Annotated in this window: 16 protein-coding genes; 6 read left to right on the top strand and 10 right to left on the bottom strand. The window is 68.8% G+C overall.

Annotated elements, in window-relative coordinates; translation table 11 throughout:
- Positions 1-67: 67 nt before the first annotated feature.
- Positions 68-919: an outer membrane protein gene (locus Q7J39_RS02870; RefSeq protein WP_370689981.1), complete on the bottom strand. Its 852-nt coding sequence runs from the start codon at positions 917-919 to the stop codon at positions 68-70.
- Between the two features lie 618 nt (positions 920-1,537).
- The gene (locus Q7J39_RS02865; protein WP_304820221.1) at positions 1,538-3,325 is read right to left on the bottom strand and encodes a cation:proton antiporter; all 1,788 of its coding nucleotides are present in this window, start codon (positions 3,323-3,325) and stop codon (positions 1,538-1,540) included.
- Positions 3,326-3,408: 83 nt separating this feature from the next.
- Between Q7J39_RS02865 and Q7J39_RS02860 the strand changes: the two genes are divergently transcribed.
- From Q7J39_RS02860 to Q7J39_RS02845, 4 genes are all read left to right on the top strand, one after another.
- Complete coding sequence (locus Q7J39_RS02860) at positions 3,409-3,804, top strand: DUF2946 domain-containing protein (RefSeq protein ID WP_304820219.1); 396 nt, start codon at positions 3,409-3,411, stop codon at positions 3,802-3,804.
- A 179-nt stretch (positions 3,805-3,983) separates the two neighbouring features.
- Positions 3,984-4,469 (top strand): copper chaperone PCu(A)C, encoded by a 486-nt coding sequence (locus Q7J39_RS02855; protein ID WP_304820217.1) that lies wholly within the window; start codon positions 3,984-3,986, stop codon positions 4,467-4,469.
- 79 nt (positions 4,470-4,548) lie between these two features.
- On the top strand, positions 4,549-6,180 hold the full coding sequence (locus tag Q7J39_RS02850) for an AMP-binding protein (protein WP_304820215.1): 1,632 nt from the start codon (positions 4,549-4,551) through the stop codon (positions 6,178-6,180).
- Positions 6,181-6,264: 84 nt separating this feature from the next.
- Complete coding sequence (locus tag Q7J39_RS02845) at positions 6,265-8,304, top strand: M13 family metallopeptidase (protein ID WP_304820213.1); 2,040 nt, start codon at positions 6,265-6,267, stop codon at positions 8,302-8,304.
- Between the two features lie 327 nt (positions 8,305-8,631).
- Here Q7J39_RS02845 and hisG read toward each other — a convergent pair whose 3' ends face one another.
- The 6 genes from hisG to pgi all read right to left on the bottom strand — a co-directional run bounded on the left by hisG (position 8,632) and on the right by pgi (position 15,779).
- Positions 8,632-9,582, bottom strand: coding sequence for an ATP phosphoribosyltransferase (gene hisG / locus Q7J39_RS02840; protein ID WP_304820211.1), 951 nt, complete (start codon positions 9,580-9,582; stop codon positions 8,632-8,634).
- A complete protein-coding gene (locus Q7J39_RS02835; protein WP_304820209.1) occupies positions 9,579-10,703 on the bottom strand; it encodes an ATP phosphoribosyltransferase regulatory subunit in 1,125 nt (374 codons plus the stop codon). Before Q7J39_RS02835 ends, hisG begins: the two co-directional genes overlap by 4 nt.
- Positions 10,700-12,172, bottom strand: coding sequence for a histidine--tRNA ligase (gene hisS, locus Q7J39_RS02830; RefSeq protein ID WP_304820207.1), 1,473 nt, complete (start codon positions 12,170-12,172; stop codon positions 10,700-10,702). Before hisS ends, Q7J39_RS02835 begins: the two co-directional genes overlap by 4 nt.
- Positions 12,173-12,537: 365 nt before the next feature.
- The gene (locus tag Q7J39_RS02825) at positions 12,538-13,287 is read right to left on the bottom strand and encodes an SDR family oxidoreductase (protein ID WP_304820205.1); all 750 of its coding nucleotides are present in this window, start codon (positions 13,285-13,287) and stop codon (positions 12,538-12,540) included.
- The gene (locus tag Q7J39_RS02820; protein WP_304820203.1) at positions 13,284-14,153 is read right to left on the bottom strand and encodes an SDR family NAD(P)-dependent oxidoreductase; all 870 of its coding nucleotides are present in this window, start codon (positions 14,151-14,153) and stop codon (positions 13,284-13,286) included. The genes Q7J39_RS02825 and Q7J39_RS02820 overlap by 4 nt, the downstream gene beginning before the upstream one ends.
- 15 nt (positions 14,154-14,168) lie before the next feature.
- Positions 14,169-15,779, bottom strand: coding sequence for a glucose-6-phosphate isomerase (pgi, locus tag Q7J39_RS02815; protein WP_304820201.1), 1,611 nt, complete (start codon positions 15,777-15,779; stop codon positions 14,169-14,171).
- Between the two features lie 99 nt (positions 15,780-15,878).
- On the opposite strand from pgi, the gene Q7J39_RS02810 reads away from it, so the two are divergent.
- Complete coding sequence (locus tag Q7J39_RS02810) at positions 15,879-16,331, top strand: hypothetical protein (RefSeq protein ID WP_304820199.1); 453 nt, start codon at positions 15,879-15,881, stop codon at positions 16,329-16,331.
- A gap of 98 nt (positions 16,332-16,429) precedes the next feature.
- On the opposite strand, the gene Q7J39_RS02805 is transcribed toward Q7J39_RS02810, so the two are convergent.
- Positions 16,430-18,559, bottom strand: a complete 2,130-nt coding sequence (locus Q7J39_RS02805; RefSeq protein ID WP_304820197.1) for a protein-disulfide reductase DsbD — start codon at positions 18,557-18,559, stop codon at positions 16,430-16,432.
- Between the two features lie 129 nt (positions 18,560-18,688).
- On the opposite strand from Q7J39_RS02805, the gene Q7J39_RS02800 reads away from it, so the two are divergent.
- Complete coding sequence (locus Q7J39_RS02800) at positions 18,689-19,081, top strand: acyl dehydratase (protein WP_304820195.1); 393 nt, start codon at positions 18,689-18,691, stop codon at positions 19,079-19,081.
- Positions 19,082-19,153: 72 nt separating this feature from the next.
- On the opposite strand, the gene Q7J39_RS02795 is transcribed toward Q7J39_RS02800, so the two are convergent.
- On the bottom strand, positions 19,154-19,954 hold the full coding sequence (locus Q7J39_RS02795; RefSeq protein WP_304820193.1) for a SapC family protein: 801 nt from the start codon (positions 19,952-19,954) through the stop codon (positions 19,154-19,156).
- Between the last annotated feature and the right edge of the window lie 117 nt (positions 19,955-20,071).

The raw sequence follows: 20,071 nt of genomic DNA, 5'->3' as shown, positions 1-20,071 counted from the left end.
CACCGTCTGGGCTTCCGGCGTCAGGACGTACTGATCGTACGGGAAGTAGACGATGAGCTGCCGGGCTTCATACGCCGGCGGGGGCGGAGGAGGGGGGGGCGGGGGCGGGGGCGGCGGGGGCGGGGGGGGCGGGGGCGGCGGGGGGGGGCGGCGAAGCGAAGGAGTAACGCAGGCCGACCGTCACCGACTGGTCGCGGTATTCGCCGGAGAAGACGCCGGGTTGCAGAGCGCCGGAACCGACCGACGCGAAGTCGAGGTCCGAGCCGCCGAGCCAACGATAGGTCAGGTCGACGTCGAGGTTGTCGGTCGCCTGCCAGGCCAGACCGGCGATCAGCTGATAGGCAAGCGCCGTATCATCATCATCGATGGTCAGGTTCTGGATGGCGGGGTTCGCCGCAGTGATCGCACCGGTCACGGAGGAGAACTGGCCAACCGCGTTCAGCTTGACGTGGTTGATACCAACGCCGGCCCCGATGAAGGGGTTCAGCGTCGCGCCGGGGGCGAAGTCATAGAGCACGTTGCCCATGACGGTCCACGACTCGATCTCGCCGGTCGGGGCGCCGCAGGTCGGGGCGCCGGCGGTGCGCAGCACGCCCGGGGTGCAGAGACCCAGGATCGAGTTGCCCGTGCCGCCGCGGACCGACTTGATGTCGCCCGGACGGTAGCCGCCTTCAAGTTCCACGCGCCAGTGGTCGTTCAGCTGATAGCCGAGACGAGCAAAACCAGCCCAATCTTCTTCCTGGTTGAACGTCCAGGAATAGGGCTTGGCGTTCGCGGCGTTGTTGGACGATTCGGCCTCAATGCCTTCCGGCCAGTGGTAGCCAAGATCGATGGCGCCGTACCAGCCTTCTTGCGCGGAAGCGCCGGACGCGGCGAATACCGCAGCCAGGGCGGCTCCCGCCAGGAGTTTGAATTTCATATCAGAGCCCTCTCATTGCCCTCTGCTGCGGCCTTATGACCCAGCACCTTTATAACAAGGCCGAAGCGCGGCGAAAGTGTCGCCGAAGCCACACCGACCGCCAATCTGCCCGACCCGCGAACTAGACGCCAGGACGCTACACAATAAACCCCTAAGCGATCAACTTAGAGACGGAGGACAGAGCCCCCCTCCGAGCCACATTCGACGCGCCTGGCGCTCGTCGAAGCGTCGAATTTTGACATTGAACCTTGGCCCAACGAATCAAACGGTCGCCACCGGCGCCCATCGGATCAGGCCGAGTTCCACAGTAATCTTGTAAAGTGGCGGGAACGTCGCAGGCCTGCCAGAACGGCGAAACAACGACTGTTTCGATAGTTCTCGACGCCTCAGACGACATTCCTTGCCCCTATCCACCGGCGCGCCCCTGTCGCACCGACCCCGAGAACGTCGGCCCCAATGATTGGTTCCCGACAATTTTCACGTGGCCTTCAGACGGTGAAGATGGGGCGTCTGTGTCTCTCTGATGTCATACTGTGGCGCATATAGCTCTGCCCGAACAATTAGTTCGCGCAACCGTGGAATTTGACGGCGCCATGGCCCCCCGCCGCCGGGACAGGGTCAGGACTCGATGTTGCGCCGGTATCGGCGAGCCCGGCCGCCGAGCACCTCCGGACGGTTCAGCGATTTGCGGAATTCGTCCCGGCGTTCGTGGATCGAGGCGATGATCAGGCCCATGGGCACGCCGATCTCCACCAGCACGGCTTCGGAGAGCTGCAGCGAGGCCTCGACCGTTTCGGGCACGGCGTCAGTGGCGCCTAATTCGTAGAGCCGCTGGGCGTGGCGGGCGTCGCGGGCGCGCGCCACAATGGTCAGGTCGGGCCGCATCTGGCGGGCGGTGGCGACAATCACCTCCACCCCCTCGGGCGCGTCCATGGTCACCACCAGGGAGGGCGCGGTCTCCAGGCCGCAACGCTTGAGGAATTCCGGCCGCGAGGCGTCGCCGAAGAAGATCGATTCGCCGGCCCGGCGGGCAGCCTCCACCAGGCGCGGGTCGCGCTCGGCGGCGACCCAGGGAATGTCGTGGCGGGTGAGCATCTCGCCCACCAGCCGCCCGACCCGGCCATAGCCCACGACCAGGACGCGAGGCTTCTCGCCGTCGGCCACCGGAGCCGGCTCCGGAGACAGGTCCTCGCCCCGCGCCTTGCGGCCGCCGAGCTTCAGACCGAGAGCCGCCAGCAGCGGAATGCACATCATCGACAGGGTCGAGGACACCAGCACGGTCTGGCCGATCGTGCGATCGACGATCCCGTCCCCCATCGCGGCCGCCAGGATGACGAAGGCGAATTCGCCGCCCCCGGCCAGCAGCAGGCCAGCCTCGATGGCCGGCGGCGACCGCAGGCCAAAGAGCCTCGCCAGGCCGAACACCACCGAGGCGTTCAGAGCGATGAGACCGATCGCCATGCCCAGCACCAGCAGCGGCTTGGCGGCCAGGATGGAAAGGTCGAGTCCGATCCCCACGGAGAGGAAGAACAGCCCTAGCAATAGGCCCTTGAAGGGCTCGATGGTGACCTCAACCTCGTGCCGGTATTCAGTCTCCGCCAGCAGCAGACCGGCGATGAAGGCGCCGAGCGCCATGGACAGGCCGGTCAGCGCGCTCACCAGCCCCGCCCCGATCACCACCAGCAGGCAGGCGGCCATGAACAACTCTTCGCTCTTGGCCCGAGCCACCGACTTGAGCATCGGCCGCAGCAGCAGACGGCCGAAGGCCACAAGGCCCAGGATCCCCAGCACCGCCGGCGCGAAGGCCAGGAGCATCCTGGGAGAGAAGGCCTGGTCACCGCCGCCGCGGCCAAGAATGGCCAGGGTGATCAGGATCGGCGCCACCGCCAGGTCCTGGAACAGCAGGACGGAGAAGGTTGCCCGGCCGGCCGTGGAGTGCTGGCGCTTCTGCTCGGTGAGGATCGGCATGACCACGGCGGTGGAGGACAGCGCCAGGGCCGCACCGATGGCCGCCGCGGCCACCGGGTCCACGCCGAAGGTGATGGCGACGGCGGCGATGGCGGCGATGCAGAGGCCGACCTGCAGGGCGCCCATGCCGAACACGAAGCGCCGCATGAGGCGGAGGCGCTCCCAGGAAAGCTCCAGGCCGATCATGAAGAGCAGGAAGACAACCCCGAACTCGGCCAGCTGGGCGACCTCGTCAGGATTGTCGATGGTGAAGTAGCCCACCCAGGGAAAGGCGTCGCTGAGCGCGCCGAGGCCGAACGGCCCCAGGACCACGCCCGCGCCGAGGAACCCGAGAATGGGGCTGATCCGCCAGCGGCGGAACAAAGGCACGATCACGCCGGCGGTGGCGAGAAAGAGAATGACGTCCTTATACTCGCCGGGCGAAACGTGGCCTTCCATGCGCTCTCCTTGTTGATGAGCGGCACTATGCCGGGCGCAAGGGGACTTGCGGAACTTGTATCTGCGGCCTTATCACCGCCGCCATGCAAATCGGGGCGCATCGAGGCAGGTCGCAGCGGCGCACGCCGTTCGCCATCCTGTTCGCCGTCGCGGCCCTGCTGATCCAGGCCCTGCTGCCGGCGGCCTCCTTGGCGGCCGAATCGAGAGGCGGCCTCCGCGTCGAGCTCTGCACCCCTGAAGGCGCCAAGACCGTGGTCCTAGACCACGACGGCCAGGTCCAGAAGGGCTTCGCCGGCCTCCCCTGTCACGACTGCCTCGGCGCAACCCTGGCCGTCACCACCTCGCCAACCCTCTCCATCGTTCCGATCGCCTATGTCGCCGATCGGATCGTTCAGGCCGCGACCGTCGAGGTCGTCCTGCGTGGCGCCCGGGCTCCGCCCCGTCCCCTCGGACAAGGCCCACCCGTCCAGGCTCTCTGACTCCATCATCACGCGCGGCCCCGTGGCGTCGCGCGTTCCGCCGTCACTGATTCTGCCCGCGCCCATCCCGCGGACGGAAGCCCTCCGACGCCGGGGAGCCCCCCTCGACCATTCCGCGCCATCGGTCATGTCCCGCCGGGCGCCGCCGAAACCCGTCAGCCCTGCTATAGAGTAGCCCCATGCGCACCCTGATCCTCGCTCTCGCCGCCGCCCTTTCCGTCACCGCCACTCAGGCCGCCACCTTCCGCCTCGGCGGACTGGAGGTGGGCCAGCCCTGGAGCCGGCCGTCCGCCGCCGGGGTCAACGGCGCCGGCTACATGACGCTCACCAACCGGGGAACCACCCCTGACACCCTGATCGCCGTCGAAAGCCCCGCCGCCCGGAAGGTGGAGATCCATCGGTCCTCGATGTCGGGCGGCCTGATGAAGATGCAACGCCTCGACAGCATCCTGCTGCCGCCGGGCAAGGCCGTCACCTTCGCCCCGGCCGGCTACCACATCATGCTGATCGGCCTGGCCAAGGCTCAGAAGGCCGGCGACATCGTCCCCGCCACCCTGGTCTTTTCAAGCGGCGCGCGGCTGAAGGTCGAGTTCGCCGTGGGCACAGGCCCCGCGGGCGGCGCCGCCCCCACGGGCGCCATGCCGATGGGCCACGCAAACCACTAAAACGACCGTTCGGTCGGCGTTGACAGCAGCGCCGACCGAACGTTTATGCGCTCCATATTTTAAGTATGGAGGATTGCCCGTGGAGGTTTGGAATTACGCCAACCTGTGGGAGTCGGTGGCTTCAGCCATCCCCGAACGCCCTGCCCTCATTCATGGCGACCGCGTCGTCAAATGGCGCGACTTCGACCGGCGCGCCAATGCGCTGGCCCAGCACTTCATCGACTCCGGGCTGACCCATCAGTCGAAGGTCGCGGCCTATCTCTATAATGCGCCGGAGTACATCGAGACCTATTTTGCGGCCTTCAAGGGGGGCTTTGCGCCCTTCAACACCAACTACCGCTACGGCGGCGACGAGCTGACCTACCTGTTCGACAACGCCGACGCCGAGGCCGTGGTTTTCCACGCATCCTTCGCCGAGATGGCTGACAAGGTGCGGGCGAACCTGCCCAAGGTGAAGACCTGGGTGGCCGTCGCTGAGCCCGGCTTCCCGGTCCCGGCCTGGGCCGCCGACTATGACGCCATCGTGGCCAAGGGCGCCGACCGCGTGGAAGGCCCGTGGGGTCGCTCGGCCGATGACCTTCTGCTCATGTACACCGGCGGCACCACCGGCATGCCCAAGGGCGTGATGTGGCGCCAGGAGGACCTCTTCAAGGGCCTCGGCGGCGGCGCCAATCTGCTGGCGGGCCTGCCGGCCATGGAGCGGGTCGCCGAGGCCGGCGAACGCGCCAAGGCGGTGGAAGCGTCCGGCGAACAGCCGGTCACCATCCCCGTCGCGCCCCTGATGCACGCCACCGGCCAGTTCATCGGCTTTGGCCAACTGGTCTCGGGCGGCGCCATCGCAACCCTGCCCTCGCGCAAGTTCAATCCCGCCGAGTTGTTCGACGAGGTCGAGCGCCTAGCGGTCTCGGGTCTGATCATTGTTGGGCCGGCCTTCGCCGCCCCCATGCTGGAGACCCTGGACGCCAATCCCGGCAAGTGGACCATGCCCAGCCTGAAGCGGATCATCTCGTCGGGCGCCATGTGGGGGGCGGAGAACAAGCAGGGTCTGCTCAAGCACCTGCCCAACATCATGCTGATGGACAGCCTCGGCTCCTCGGAAGCCCTGGGCCTGGCCTCTTCGGTCTCCGGCGGCGGGGCGGCGGCGGGCACGGCCAAGTTCAACACCGGCCCCAATGCGGCGGTCTTCACCGAGGAGGGCGAGCGCGTCCTGCCGGGGTCGGGCGTGCGCGGCCTGGTGGCGGTCGGCGGCTTCACGCCGAGCGGCTACTACAAGGACCCGGAAAAGTCCGCCAAGACCTTCCGCATCTTCGAGGGTACGCGCTGGAGCGTGCCCGGCGACTGGGCGACCATCGAGGAAGACGGCTCCATCACCCTGCTGGGCCGCGGCTCACAGGTGATCAACACCGGCGGCGAGAAGGTCTTCCCCGAAGAGGTCGAGGAGGCCCTGAAGCGCTTCCCCGGCGTGCGTGACGCCGCGGTGGTGGGCGTGCCCGATCCGCGCTTCGGGGAGCGCATCTGCGCCATCGTCGAGACCCTCGGCGACGCCACGCCGACCCTGGCCGAACTGTCCGCCCACGTGAAAAGTCTGCTGGCCGACTACAAGGCTCCGCGCGAGCTGGTCCTCGCCCCGGTCAACCGGGCCCCCAACGGCAAGCTGGACTACAAGACGCTGAAGGCCCTGGCCGTGGACAGGCTCGCCGCCAAGGTTTGAACGTAACTAAAATGTAACGAGCCACGGAGGGCGCGGCCGAGTCATGGTCGCGCCCAAATCCCCTTCCGAGGCTTTGAACACCCGATGAAGACCTTCTGGCTCGCCGCCTGCGCGGCGTCCGCCCTGGCGCTCGGCGCCGTCCCCGCCCTCGCCGCAGACGACCTCTCCAAGGCGCCCCGCATGGGGCCGTGGGGTTTTGACGCCGCCGGCCGGGACCTCAGCGTCAGCCCGCGCGACGATCTCTATCTCTACGCCAACGGGACCTATCTGAAGAACCTGGAGATCCCGGCCGACCGCTCGCGGTACGGATCCTTCGACAAGCTCAACGAGCTGTCGGTCAACCGCATGCGTGCGGTGCTGGAGACCGCCGCCGCCGACAAGGCCGCCACCGGCGACCAGGCCCGCATCGGGATCATGTACCGCAGCTTCATGGACGAGGCCGCCGTCAACGCCCTGGGCGCCAAGCCCATGGCCGCTGACCTGGCCGAGATCAAAGCCTCCAAGACCCTGAGCGATGTGGCGCGGGTGATGGGCAGGTCGCAGCTGAAGTTCGGCGGCTCGGTGTTCGGCGCCTATCCCGGCGACGACGCCAAGGACCCCGACCACTACGTGGTCACCCTGATCCAGGGGGGCCTCGGCCTGCCCGACCGTGACTATTATCTGGACGACAAGTTCGCCGTTCAGAAGGCCGCCTATGAGGCCTATGTCGCCAAGCTGCTGACCCTGTCGGGCTGGGCCGATCCAGCCGGCGCCGCCAAGGCCATCGTCACCCTGGAGACCGAGATCGCCAAGGTTTCCTGGACCCGGGCTGAGCGCCGCGACGACGACAAGACCTACAACGCCTTCGCCGTGAAGGACCTGGCGGCCTACGCCCCGGGCTTCGACTGGACCGCCTTCATGGCCGGCGCCGAGCTGGCCGACGTGAAGCGGGTGGTGGTGGCCGAGAACACCGCCTTCCCGAAGATCGCCGCCCTCTACGCCAAGACCCCCGTCGAAATCCTGAAGGCCTGGCAAGCCTTCCACCTGGCCGACCAGGCCGCCCCCTATCTGTCCAAGGACTTCGACCAGGCTCAGTACGAGTTCCGCAGCAAGACCCTGTCGGGCCAGCCGGTGCAGGCCGAACGCTGGAAGCGCGGCGTGACCCTGGTGGACAGCCAGGTCGGCGAGGCCATGGGCAAGCTCTATGTCGACGCCTACTTCCCGGCCGACAGCAAGGCCAAGATGGACGCCCTGGTGGCCGACATCAAAGGCGCCATGAAGGGCCGCATCGAGAAGCTGACCTGGATGAGCGCGCCCACCAAGGCCAAGGCTCTGGAGAAGCTGTCGAAGTTCAGCGTGATGATCGCCTATCCCGAAACCTGGCGGGACTATTCGGCCCTGCTCCTGAAGGACGGCGATCTCTACGGCAACGTCGAGCGCGCCAACGCCTTTGAATGGCGCCGGCAGATCAACCGCCTCGACCAGAAGGTGGACAAGAAGGAGTGGGGCATGACGCCCCCCACCATCAACGCCTACTACTCCCCCACCAAGAACGGCATCGTCTTCCCCGCCGCCATCCTGCAGCCGCCCTTCTTCGATCCCGACGGCGACCCGGCCATCAACTACGGCGGCATCGGCGGCGTGATCGGCCACGAGATCACCCACGGCTTCGACGATCAGGGCCGCAAGTCCGACGGGGACGGCCGGCTGACCGACTGGTGGACGGCCGAGGACGCCGCCAAGTTCGACGCCCAGGCCAAGATTTTCGGCGCTCAGTATGCCGCCATCGAGGTGCTGCCCGGCGTCCATATCAATCCCGAGCTGACCATGGGCGAGAACATCGCCGACCTGGGCGGCGTGCTGTTGGCCCTCGACGCCTACCACGCCTCCCTGAAAGGCCAACCGGCCCCGGTGATCGACGGCCTGACCGGTGACCAACGGGTCTTCCTCGGCTGGGCGCAGGTCTGGCGCTCGAAGTCCCGCGACGACCGCACGCGCCAGCGCCTGGTCTCCGACCCGCACTCGCCCGAGCAGTTTCGCGCCGACATCCCGGTGCGGAACATCGACGCCTTCTACGAGGCGTTCGGCGTGAAGGCCGGCGACAAGATGTACGTGGCCCAGGACAAGCGCGTCCGCATCTGGTGACAAGCGGAAAGGGTGGGGCCGGGGAAATCCGGCTCCCTTCTTTTTGACTAAAGCGTCAAAAATAGGACCGGGCAAAAATTTGGCCCGTTACGGGGGATAATCGCAACGGGCCTTATTTTTGAGCCGAAGCTCTTATTGAGCGGGCGTTTCCTCCCCGAAACGCCGGAGACTGTCGAACTAGTGTCGCCATGTCTCTCGCAGGACTGAGAAAACGGCAATTTCTCGCCCGAGTCAATGCAGGGAAACCCGCCTTGCGGCTTAATTCTGATCAGATTTTCGCGAGCAGGTGGATTAAGTGACCGGCGACGTTGTTTTTTGACTCACGCGTCAATTCTTGACGCGCTCCGCGAGTGCTTCGTACGGTCCACAACTTGTCTCAAACACGAAATCGGGTCGCGAGGCGGTGACCGGGCCACGGCCCTTGGCGGTCAGCAGGGTGGAGATCGCCGCGATGCGATCCACCGGCGCCAGCACGCCGTTCGGACGCCGGGTCGCGCCGGCCGCGACCAGATCGCCGATCAAGGCCTCGTCACCCTCGCTGTCGGGCCAGACCAGGGTGGCGCTGTCGTGGGCCGTGGCCCTGGCCTCGATCACCCGCAGCAGGTGCTCGGCCACCGCCAGCTGGCTGGCAGACCAGGTGGCCCGCAGGGACGCGGCCAGCTGGGCCTGACTCTTCAGGATCACCCCGTCGCCGAGGATCTTCAGGCCGTTGGCCACCAGGGTCGCGCCCGTGGTGGTGATGTCGACGATCAACTCCGCCGCCCCGGCCGCCGGAGCGCCCTCCGTCGCGCCGCTGGATTCGGTGATCCGATAGTCAGCCACCCCGTGGCGGGCGAAGAAGGCCCGCGTCTGGACCAGATATTTGGTGGCAACCCGCATGCGCCGGCCGCGACGGGCCAGCACGTCGTGCGCCACCTCTTCCAGGTCGGCCATGCTGTCGACGTCGAGCCAGCTCTTGGGCACGGCCACCACCAGGTCGGCGCGGCCAAAGCCCAACGCCCGGAGCAGCAGGGCGCGGCTGTCGAGGTCCCCGCCGCGTTCGCGCAGCAGATCCTCGCCGGTAATGCCGAGGTGGACCTCGCCAGCGTCCAGGGCCTCGGCGATATCTCCGGCCGAGAGCAGGCGCACCTGGGCGCCGGCCAGGCCCTTGATCTCGGCCATGTAGCCGCGGGCGCCGCCGCTGACCGAGAGCTTCAGGCCGCAGTCGGCCAACCACTCATCGACCTGTTCCTTCAGGCGGCCCTTGGAGGGGACCGCGATGATCAGGGGCTCGCTCATGCCTCGCCTCCCTTGAAGGCTCGCCAGGGACGGACCATGCAGCCCACCGCCTTGGTATTTGCCGGGCCGTCGAGGCGCGCGGGCAGCCCGTCATAGCGCCCGCCAACGGCGACGGGCCGATCGGCGCCCAGGGCCGTGGAGCGGACCTCGAAGGTCAGGCCGTCATAGTATTCGAAGGCGTGGCCCAGGGTGGTGGCCATCAGCATGGCCCCCTGCGGCACGCCGGCCTTGGTCAGCAGGGCCAGGCGCGCTTCCCAGTCGGCCAGGGCGGTGGTGAGCGCCTTGCCGCCGGCGATGGCGCGGATGGCGGCCAGGGCCTTCTCCGGGGTGTCGGAGACCGCCAGGAAGCGGCGCAGGCTGTCGGCCTGTTGGACGCTCAGCGCCGGGGCGCGGGCCGCCTCGGCGCGGCGGATCAGGCGCTGGGCGATCTCGGCCGGGCCACGGCCCCCGACCGGTTCAATACCCGCCAGAGCCCAGACCTCCTCCAGCATCAAGGCAGCCTCGTCCGACGAACGTCCGGCCAGGAGGTCGGCGAGCGCGCCGCCCGCGACGGGCTTGGCTTCCGCGCCAGCGCGGGCCAGTTCAGCCTGCAGCAGACGGGGCCGGGAGGCGGCCCGCTTCAGGCGCGCGGCCAGGGACGGCGCCAGTTCCAGTCCGTCCACGAACGCCGCGAACAGGCCGATGTCGCCCAGCCACAGCAGCAGGTCGTCCCGCCCCCCGGCGACGGCCGACTTCCAGGCCAGGGCGGCGATCTCGGCGTCGGATTCCACCGTCCCGGCGGCGTCGAAGCGCTCCAGGCCGATCTGCACGAACTCCTCGGCCCGCCCAGGATGATCGGGCGAGGCGCGGAAGGCCTTGCCCTCGTAGTAGTAGCGGCCCGAGACGGCGCCGCTCTCCAGGTGCTGGCGGGTGACCGGCACGGTGAAGTCGGGGCGCAGGCACTGTTCCTGCCCGCCCTCGGCCTGGACCACGAACAGGCGGGCGCGCATCGCCTCGCCCGCCAGTTCCAGCAGCAAGCCCAGCGGCTGCAGGATCGGGGCGTCGACGCTTGAGGCGCCCTCACTCAGCGGCGCGCGGATGGCGGCAAGGGCGTCGGCGGGGACCCGCGGTTCGGCCCTCACTTGCCGGCGTCCAAAATGCGCCGCAGGGCCGGGATCAGTTCGGCGCGCGGGATGGTCTGCTGGCCGGGACGCTGTTCGCGCCACTCGGCGTTCTCGGTGACCCCGGCGGAGAGCTCGCGGCCCAGGTCCAGGTCCTTCACGGTGACCGTGCCGGCGGCGATCTCGTCGCCCCCCAGCATGATGGCGGCGGGCGCCATGCGACGATCAGCGTACTTCATCTGCGGCCGCATGCCGGAGCTGCCCAGATAGACCTCGGCGGCGATGCCGGCGGCGCGCAGTTCGCCCACCAGGCCGTAATAGGCGCCCATGTCCTCGGGGCTGAAGGCGATCACCACCACCGGCCCTCGCGCCTGTCCGCCCAGGTCGCGGCCCGCCGCGCGCAGGGCCGAGGCCAGGCGCGAGACACCGAAGGAGAAGCCGGTGGCCGGAACCTGCTCACCGGTGAACCGCGCCACCAGATCGTCATAGCGTCCGCCGCCGCCCACCGATCCGAACCGGATCGGCGCGCCGTTCTCGTCCTTGGTGGCCAGCAGCAGCTCGGCCTCGAAGACCGGGCCGGTATAGTATTCCAGGCCGCGCACGATGGACGGGTCGAACATCGCCCGGTCCGGAGCGACCCCCATGCCGATCAGCGCCTTGTCGATCCGCGACAGCTCCTCAAGCCCGGCGTCGCCCTCGGCCGAGCCACCGATGACGTTGGCGATGCGGTCGAGGGTTTCCGAGCGGCCCTCAGCCCCGGCGGCGGTGAAGGCCAGCACGGCCTCGGCGGCGGCGCTGTTGAGGCCTGCGCCCTTGGTGAAGGCGCCGCTCTCGTCCTTGCGGCCCTCGCCCAGCAGCAGGCGCACGCCGTCGGGACCCAGGCGGTCCAGCTTGTCGACGGCCCGCAGCACGGCGAGCTTCTGGCCCTCGGTGGTGACCCCGGCGGTGGCCAGCAGGCCGTTCAGGAGCTTGCGGTTGTTGATCTTGATGACATAGGCGCCGGCCGGCAGACCCGCAGCCATCAGGCCGTCGGCGGCCATGGCGATGATCTCGGCGTCGGCCTCGGGGCGGCTTGAGCCCACGGTGTCGGCGTCGCACTGGGTGAATTCGCGGAAGCGGCCGGGGCCGGGTTTCTCGTTGCGCCAGACCGTGCCGAAGGCGTAGCGGCGGAACGGCTTGGGCAGGGTCTCCCAGGTCTGCGCCACGAACCGGGCCAGGGGCGCGGTCAGGTCATAGCGCAGGGCCATCCACTGCTCGTCGTCGTCCTGCAGGGCGAAGACGCCCTCGTTGGGACGGTCGGCGTCCGGCAGGAACTTGCCGAGCGCGTCGGCATATTCCAGCGCCCCGGTGTCGAAGGCCTCGAAGCCGTAGCGTTCATAGACCTCCGAGACCTTGGCCAGGATCTGGCGTTCGGCGGTGAGATCGCGCGCGCGGCGGTCGTTGAAGCCGCGCGGCGCGCGGGCTTCCGGACGTGTCGGGTCATTCGTCATGGCGCGCGCTTAAGCGATGGCGGCGCGCGCGGCAAGGCGCGGGCGTCGGCGTTGCTGGGGAAGGGCGGAGAATTCCATCGTCTGTATCCCTGAAAGCGTGGGGTTCGACGGATGGGGCTGGCGATCTGACGGAGCCCCATCCGCGTCTGCGGGGGGCTCGAAGCCGGGGAATTTAGGCCAAACGCCCCCGGCCGAGCCCGCCGTGGCGGGTCGAATGGTGGTGGCCGTGATGGTGCGCGGTCTGCGTCATGCGGGCGGGGCTATAGCGCGGCCATCTTGCGATGGCGAGTCCCATAACTAGAGCGTCCCGGCCGCCAGGGCGGCCACGACCACATCGTCGACGAGGCCGAGATGGCCGCGCGGGGCTAGCCGATGACCCCGGTTCCACCCGTGGCGGCGATCACCTGGCCCTGGATGAACTCGGCTTCCGGACCGAGCAGAAATTCCACCAGGGCGGCGTAGTCGGAATCCCGGCTCTCGCGCCCGGAGGGGTTGGTCCGGGCCGCCCGGTCCACGGCGGCCTGGGCGGCGTCCTCGCTGCCCAGCATGGCCGCCACTGAGGTGGTGTGCACCAGACCCGGCGCCACGCCGTTGATCCTGATCCCGCGCGGCGCGAGCTCCGCCACCAGATAGCGGACAATGGCCTCGGCCAGCGCCTTGCCGACGCCCAGCGCGCCGTAGTTGGGGCTGGGGATACGCGAACCCATGCTGGTGATGAACACCACGCTCGACCCCCGGCCGAGCAGCCCCTGGGCGGCGTGGACCAGGTAGAGCAGGGACAGGCCATTGGTCTCCACCGCCTGGCGGAACTTGGCCAGGTCCGCGCCCAGCAGGGTCGTAGGATAGATCATCGCCGCCGCATGGACGATATGGCTCAGACCATCATGGCCCTGGCGCTCGATCTCGGCCATCAGGGCCGCCGCGCCCTCTGGCGTGCCGACGTCGCACCGCACCGTTTCAACACCCGCGCCCAGGGCGGAGATTTCGGCCCGTGCATCGTCCGCCGCCGCCTCATCGCTGTGATAGGCCAGGACGACCCGACCATGGACTGGGGCGAGCCGCCGGGCGATCGCCAGGCCGATGCCCTTGGTCCCGCCCGTGATTAGGACGGTCACGAGGGGGTCGCCATCCCGCTGAGGTCGGGGGTCTTGTAGTCCATGTTGGCAAGCGCCGGACTGGCGGCCGCGGCGTCGAAGGCGGCCATGATCCCGGCGAACCGCGCCTCCACTAAGGGCCGCATGTCGGGGTGGGTGAAGATGTAGCGCTCGCCGGCCTGGACGGCCTCCAGAACCCGGCGGCCGACCCGTTCGGGATCGATACCGTTGTCCACCATGGAGTCGGCCACCACCGGGCTCTCCACGGGCCCGCCGAACGCCGCCTGGCGCGTGCGGCCCGACTTGTTGATCTGGGTCTTCACGAAGCCCGGGCAAAGCACCGAGACATTGATGTTCTCGGGCGCCAGCTGGCCGGCCCAGCCCTCCGACATGGCCACCACCGCGAACTTGGTGGCGCTGTAGGGCTCCATCCCCGGCGGCGAGATCATGCCCGCCATGGAGGCGGTGTTGACGAAGGTTCCGCCCTCGCCGTGCGACCGGATCAGCGGCAGGAAGGTCTCCATGCCGTAGACCACCCCCATCAGGTTCACCGCCAGGATCCAGTCCCAGTCGGCGTGCCGCACCTGGTCGATCTGGCCGCCGGCGCCAACGCCGGCATTGTTGCAGACCACATGGACCTTGCCGAAGGTCTCGATGGTCTTGGCCGCGGCGGCCTCCACCGCCTTGCGGATCGCCACGTCGCAGAGCACGCTGCTGACCCGGATCTGGCGCTCCTCCAGTTCCTTCACCGCCGCCGCCAGGGGCGCCTCCTCGATGTCGGCCAGCATGACGTTCATGCCCGCCTCACCGAAGGCATGGGCCATGGCCAGGCCCAGGCCGCTGGCCCCGCCGGTGATGAAGGCGGTCTTACCGGTCAGGTCGCGCATGAGAGTTCCTTTGAGCTATTTCAGCCGCGCCACGAGGGCGGCGGTGGACGGGTCATGGATGCCGGGGGCGCCGCCCTGAAGTTCGGCGAGAATCTTGGTGGCAAGGCTCTTGCCCAGCTCCACCCCCCACTGGTCGAAGCTGTTGATCCCCCAGAGCACCCCCTCGACGAAGACCTTGTGCTCATGCAGGGCGATCAGCGCGCCGAGAGCCTCAGGGGTCAGGGCCTCCATCAGGATGAAGCTGGAGGGGCGGTCGCCGGGAAAGGTCCGCTGCGGGGCCAGGACGTCGATCTGCGCGGGCGTCATGCCCTTGGCCGACAATTCCTCGCGCACCTCGTCCTCGCTGCGGCCGGTCATCAGGGCCTGGGCCTGGGCGATGACGTTGGCCAGCAGAATGGTGTGGTTGGCCGGCTCGCCTTCCCCGGCCCTGGCGACGGCCACGAAATCCACCGGGATCACGTCGGTCCCCTGGTGCAGCATCTGGAAAAAGGCGTGCTGGCCATTGGTGCCGGCGTCGCCGAACACCGAGGCGGCCGTGGCGTGGGCGACGGGCCGACCCTGTTGATCCACCCGCTTGCCGTTGGACTCCATCTCCAGCTGCTGCAGGAAGCTGGGGAACAGCCGCAGCCGCGCCGCATAGGGGATCACCGCCCGCAGAGGCCGGTCCAGGCCGTCGCGGTTGAAGATATGGGCGAGCGCCATCAGCACGGGCGCGTTCAGCAGCAGAGGCGTGCGCCGGAAGTGCTCGTCCATGGCCGCCCCGCCGTCCAGCAGGCGCTGGAAGACCTCGTAGCCAAGCGCGATGGCGCAGGAGAGGCCCACCGCCGACCAAAGCGAATAGCGGCCGCCGACCCAGTCCCAGAACCCGAACACCTGATCGGCCGGAACGCCAAACGCCTGGGCGACGCTCGGCGCGGCGGAGACCGCCACCAGGTGGGCGTCGGACGCCGGACCCAAGGCCGCTCGCAGCCAGGCGCGGACCACCTCGGCGTTGGCCAGGGTCTCCTGGGTGGTGAAGGTCTTGGAGACCACCACCACCAGCGTCTGCGCGGGATCGAGGCCGGCTAGGGCCAGGGCCGTCTCGGAGGGATCGACGTTGGCGGCGAACCGCAACTCTATCTCGGGATTGAGCGGCCTCAGCGCCTCCCAGATCAGTCGAGGGCCAAGATCCGAGCCCCCGATGCCGATGTGGACGATGGCCTTGAAGGGCTTGCCGGTGGCGCCGGTCCGGGCGCCTGACCGCACCGCCTCGGCGAAGGCGCGCATGGCGTTTCGGGTGGCCTCCACCTCGCGGGATACCGGGACCCCATCGGCCTTGAAGTCAGCGCCGTCGGCCGCGCGCAGAGCCATGTGCAGGGCCGCGCGGCCCTCCGAGCTGTTGACGGCGTCGCCGGCGAACAGGCGGTTGCGGGCCGCCTCCACGTCGCAGGCCTTGGCCAGCGTCAGGGCGGTGTCGAAGTCCCCCAGCGACCAGGGCTGCTTGGACAGGTCGACGCGCAGGCCACAGGCCTCCACCACCAGCCTGTCCAACCGCTCGGGCTCGATGGCGAACAGGCCCGCGATCGGGTCGCGGGCGGCGACGGCGGCGTTCTTCAGGTTCTTCCAGGCGGACTCACGGGTGGTCATCAAGGCTTACCTTCGGGCGCGCGGTAGGACCGCGTTTACCATGTTCGGGCTAATTGAAACCCACCGTCCCCCGTCTTAGTTCGCGCAACGAGGATCGTCATGTCCTGCGACGCCGCCGCTTCCCTCGCCGTCCTCTGGCTCGCCGCCACCGGTCCCATGACGCCTGGCCCTGGCCTGAGCACGCCGCCGGCCGCCGTCGCCCAGGAGCCGCTGTTCGCCGACATCGTGAAGCGGGCCGGCGCGCTGAAGGCCGACATTGACGGCGTCCGCGCCGGCAAGGCCCTGCCCTCCGACTTCAGGAGCCAGATCAGCGAACTGGCCGCCCTGGACATGCAGGGTCACCTGCTGCTGGCCAAGCGCGGCACGGATGGCGACCTGAAGTGCATCCTGCGCGGCATCTCCCAGGACCTGCCGCTGAAGCTCGAGGCCGTCACGGCCGCCGCCACCCCCAAGGCGCTGGAGCTGGCCCTCCGGGACATGGCCTATCTTCTGAACGACAATGTCGAGGTGATCACCACCCCGCCGACCGTCACGTCCCAGAGCTCGACCTAGAGCCGGATGGCTTCTCTCGAAGCCTGAATCCGGCTCTATAACTTTGAGATTAGATCACGATTCAACGCTCAGACGATTCCGTCCGAGCGCATCGTGATCTAGCTGGACTTCGCCGTCTCCAGGGCCTTGGCCACCATGGCCGGGGTTAGGAACTGCGGCAGGATCTTGGGGTCGGGGCTTTTCACCCCATAGACCAGATAGAGCGGCACCCCGGCGCGGCCATGGCGGGCCAGCTCGGCGGCGATCACCGCATCCTTCCGCGTCCAGTCGGCCTTCAGATAGACTGCGCCGGTGCGGGTGAAGGCCTCGGCGGCCTCGGCGGTGGCGAACGCCACTTTCTCATTGACCTGACAGGTCACGCACCAGGCCGCCGTGAAGTTGACGAACACCGGCTTGCCGGCCGCCCGCGCCTGCGCCACCGCTTCGGGACTGTAGACGGCCTCGGGGATCGCGCCCGCCGCCACCTCGGTCGAGGCCGTCGCCGGCGCGCCATAGGCCGGGACCAGCACGAGGAGGAAGGCGCCGACCGCCAGGACGGCGCCCGTGACGGCGAGCGCCAGGGGCTTGCCGCCCGTCGCCTGTCGCCGCTGAGCGAGCCCAAGGACCCAGGCGGCCAGCGCCAGGACCACGGCGGCGGCCAGGACCCGCGCCAGACCCATCTCGCCGGCCTGCACGGTCAGGACCCAGACCAGCCAGGCCACGGCCCCATACATCGGGAAGGCCATCAGATTCTTGAAGGTCTCCATCCAGGGACCTGGCTTGGGGAGGCGGGCCAGCAGACCCGGCGCGAAGGCGGCCAGGGTGAAGGGCGCCGCGAAGCCGAGGCCGAGGCCGAGGAACACCGCCAGCGCCACCGGCGCGCTCTGCGTCAGCGCCCAGCCCAGGGCGGGCCCCATGAAGGGCGCGGTGCAGGGGGCGGCCACGACGACGGCCAAGGCCCCGGTGAAGAAGGCGCCGGCCAGGCCCTGCTTCGACGCCAGGCCCGTGCCCACGCCTTGCAGGGAGGTCCCCACCTCGAACAGGCCCGACAGGTTCAGGGCGACCCCCAGCATCAGCAGGGCCAGGGCCGCGACCACCACGGGCGATTGGAGCTGGAAGCCCCAGCCCACGGCGGACCCGCCGGCGCGAATGGCGATCAGAACCCCCGCCAGGGCCAGGAAGGTGGCCAGCACCCCGGCCAGAAACGCCAGGCCCTGGGCGCGGGCCGCGGACTGCTCATGGGCATGGCCGGCCAGCGAGGTCGCCTTCATGGCCAGGATCGGGAAGACGCAGGGCATCAGGTTGAGCACCAGCCCCCCCAGCAGGGCGTAGACGAAGGCCAGCGCCAGGCCGAGGCTCGGACCGGCGGCTGGCGTCTCGACCGGCGGCGCGCCCAGGCCCGAGCTGCCCGTGGGGGGCGGGCCCTCGGCGGCGGTCAGTTCATAGGCCTCGCCCCCCACGCTCAGCACCCCGTCCAGGGCGGCGGGCGGCGCGCCCTGGGTAAAGTCGTAGCCGGGCGTCAGGGAGAGCGTCAGGCCCTCGGGACCGCGCTCGATGGCCTGGGGTTTGGCGTGGTCTATGACCGTGCCCTTGAAGGGATAGAAATAAGCCTGACTCTGGTCGACGCCCTTCAGGGGCGCGCCGGCGATGGCCAGCTTCAGCCCCGCCTCGGTCTTGCTGAAGGTCGCCGTCAGGCCGGCGGGCTTGGGGGCCGCGTCCAGGGCCTTGGTGACGGCGGCGCCCCACCTGGCGTCCGGCTGCGGGGGGGCGGCCACCACTGGCAGATCCAGGGTCAGGACGGCGTCCTCAGGCACGCAGATGTCCTCGCAGACCAGGAAGGCGGCGGCGGCCTTCAGCGTGATGATGTCGCCGGGCCGGGCCGACGTCGGTGCGGTGATGGCGACCGGCAACAGCACCTCGCCCTTGTAGCCGTAGTTCATCAGCGGGCCGGTGGGCTGGCGCGACGGCGGCGCCCAGATGATCTCGCCCGCGGCCCAGCCCGGCGGCAGGGTCCAACGAATCTGGGTCGCCTCGCCGGAATCGCCGGAGTTGCGCCAGTAGGTGTGCCAGCCCTTCTGAATCTTCTGGCGCAGGGCGACATGGACGGTTCCACCGGGCGTCACGCCCGCGTCGCGGGCCACCAGTTCGGCCTCGATATGGCCGGTCTGCACCGGCGCGGCGGCGGCGGGGAGCGCGAAGGCGGCGGCGACCGCAAGGACGGCCAGGGCTCTCGCAACGAAACGCGTCATGCCGTTATCCCAATCGCCATACTCACACCGCTATATGAGCCGCCAACGCTGATCCGCAAAGCGCTCGACTTGTCACGGGCGCGGCCCATCATCGACGAATCAGTTCGGCTTGAACCCCAGGAGAGTTACGTGCCCGCCCCCTTCGACGAGATCGAGATCGGTCAGGTGGTCTATCTCGGTGAGGTGCGGGTCGACGCCCGCGCCTTGGAGGCCTTCATCGCCGCCTTCGCCCCCGGCTGGCCGGCCGAGCGCGGCGCCCCCGACGCCATGGTGTTCGCCATCTGGACGCGGCTGGACTCAGCCTCCGTGGTCAACTGGCCCCAGACCAAGCGTCTGGGGGTCGACGCCCTGCGCTGGGCCCGCAACCCGCCCGCCGGTGAGACCCTGCGCGGCCGCATGACGGTGATGGGCAAGGACCCCGTGGGCGAGGGCAAGGGCATCATCATCGCCCAGCACGACCTGCTGGATGAGGCCGGACGGCTGGTCTTCTCCTGCCTAACCCGCAGCGTCTTCGCGCGCTAGCGCGCTAGCCCGCCAAAGAAAACGGCGGGCCTTTCGACCCGCCGCTTCCGAACTCAGGACTGATCGGTGGGATCAGGCGTTGGCGGCCTGCGGCAGCTGCGACGCCCGGAACATGGCGAGCGCCACCAGACGGTCCCAGCCCACCAGCGAAACCAGGTGGGCGTAGATCTGGCCCAGCGCGCCGTTGTCGCGCAGCTCGGCGAGCTTTTCCGGCGCGAGCTTGGCCAGCTTCTCCTCCGAGACGCCGAAGTACTCGGCGATCTTCTGGGGTTCGCCGGGCGTGCCGTCGGGGTTGGTCGGGGTGTGCGTCGCCGTCTTCAGTTCGAAGAGGTCGTTGTCCTTCAGGATGCCCAGGAAGAACTGGGTCCGCTGCCGCTCGACCTCATAGTCATTGCAGAAGCTGATGCAGTTCTGGGTGTACTCGGTGGGCTCACCCTTCTCGTCGAAGAAGGCCATCTCGCCGCCCTCGACGATGAACTCGGCGGCGCGGTCGATGCACAAGACCATCTGCTGGGCCTTGTCGTCATTGGCGAAGACGAAGGGATAGCGGCGGATATAGGCCGGGATGTAGACGCCGGATTCGAAGATCCCGTTGTCCTGGATGAACATGTTGTCACCGGCGTTCAGGCCCATGACGGCGAGCGGCATCTTCTCGTCGCCGACGAAGATGATCGGCCCCGAGACGGCGGCGAGCGGGAATTCGGTGACGGTGAGCGGCACCGCGTGGCCGGCCTTGGCGAAGCCGAAGGGCCCGTCCATGCGCTTTACGCCGAGGGTCTTGTGGTGGTCGGAGGTCAGGGGTTCCGGCTTGGAATAGAAAAGAACGTTGCCGGTGATCTGGCCGCCCATGCCGGGCTGAGTGTCGGTCGCCATGAAATGCCTTCGATGATCCTGGGCGCGAAAGAAAGGTGCGAGCGGGCTTTTCTAGAACCCGTCTTCGCAGGGTCCGCGCTTCTACCCGATCAAAGGAGGGGCGGCAAATGCGCTCGC

This window comes from Phenylobacterium sp. (assembly GCF_030651185.1).
Taxonomy (GTDB): Bacteria; Pseudomonadota; Alphaproteobacteria; order Caulobacterales; family Caulobacteraceae; genus Phenylobacterium.
The sequence above is the reverse complement of the archived record's forward strand: the minus strand, read 5'-3'. Positions and strand labels throughout refer to the sequence as shown.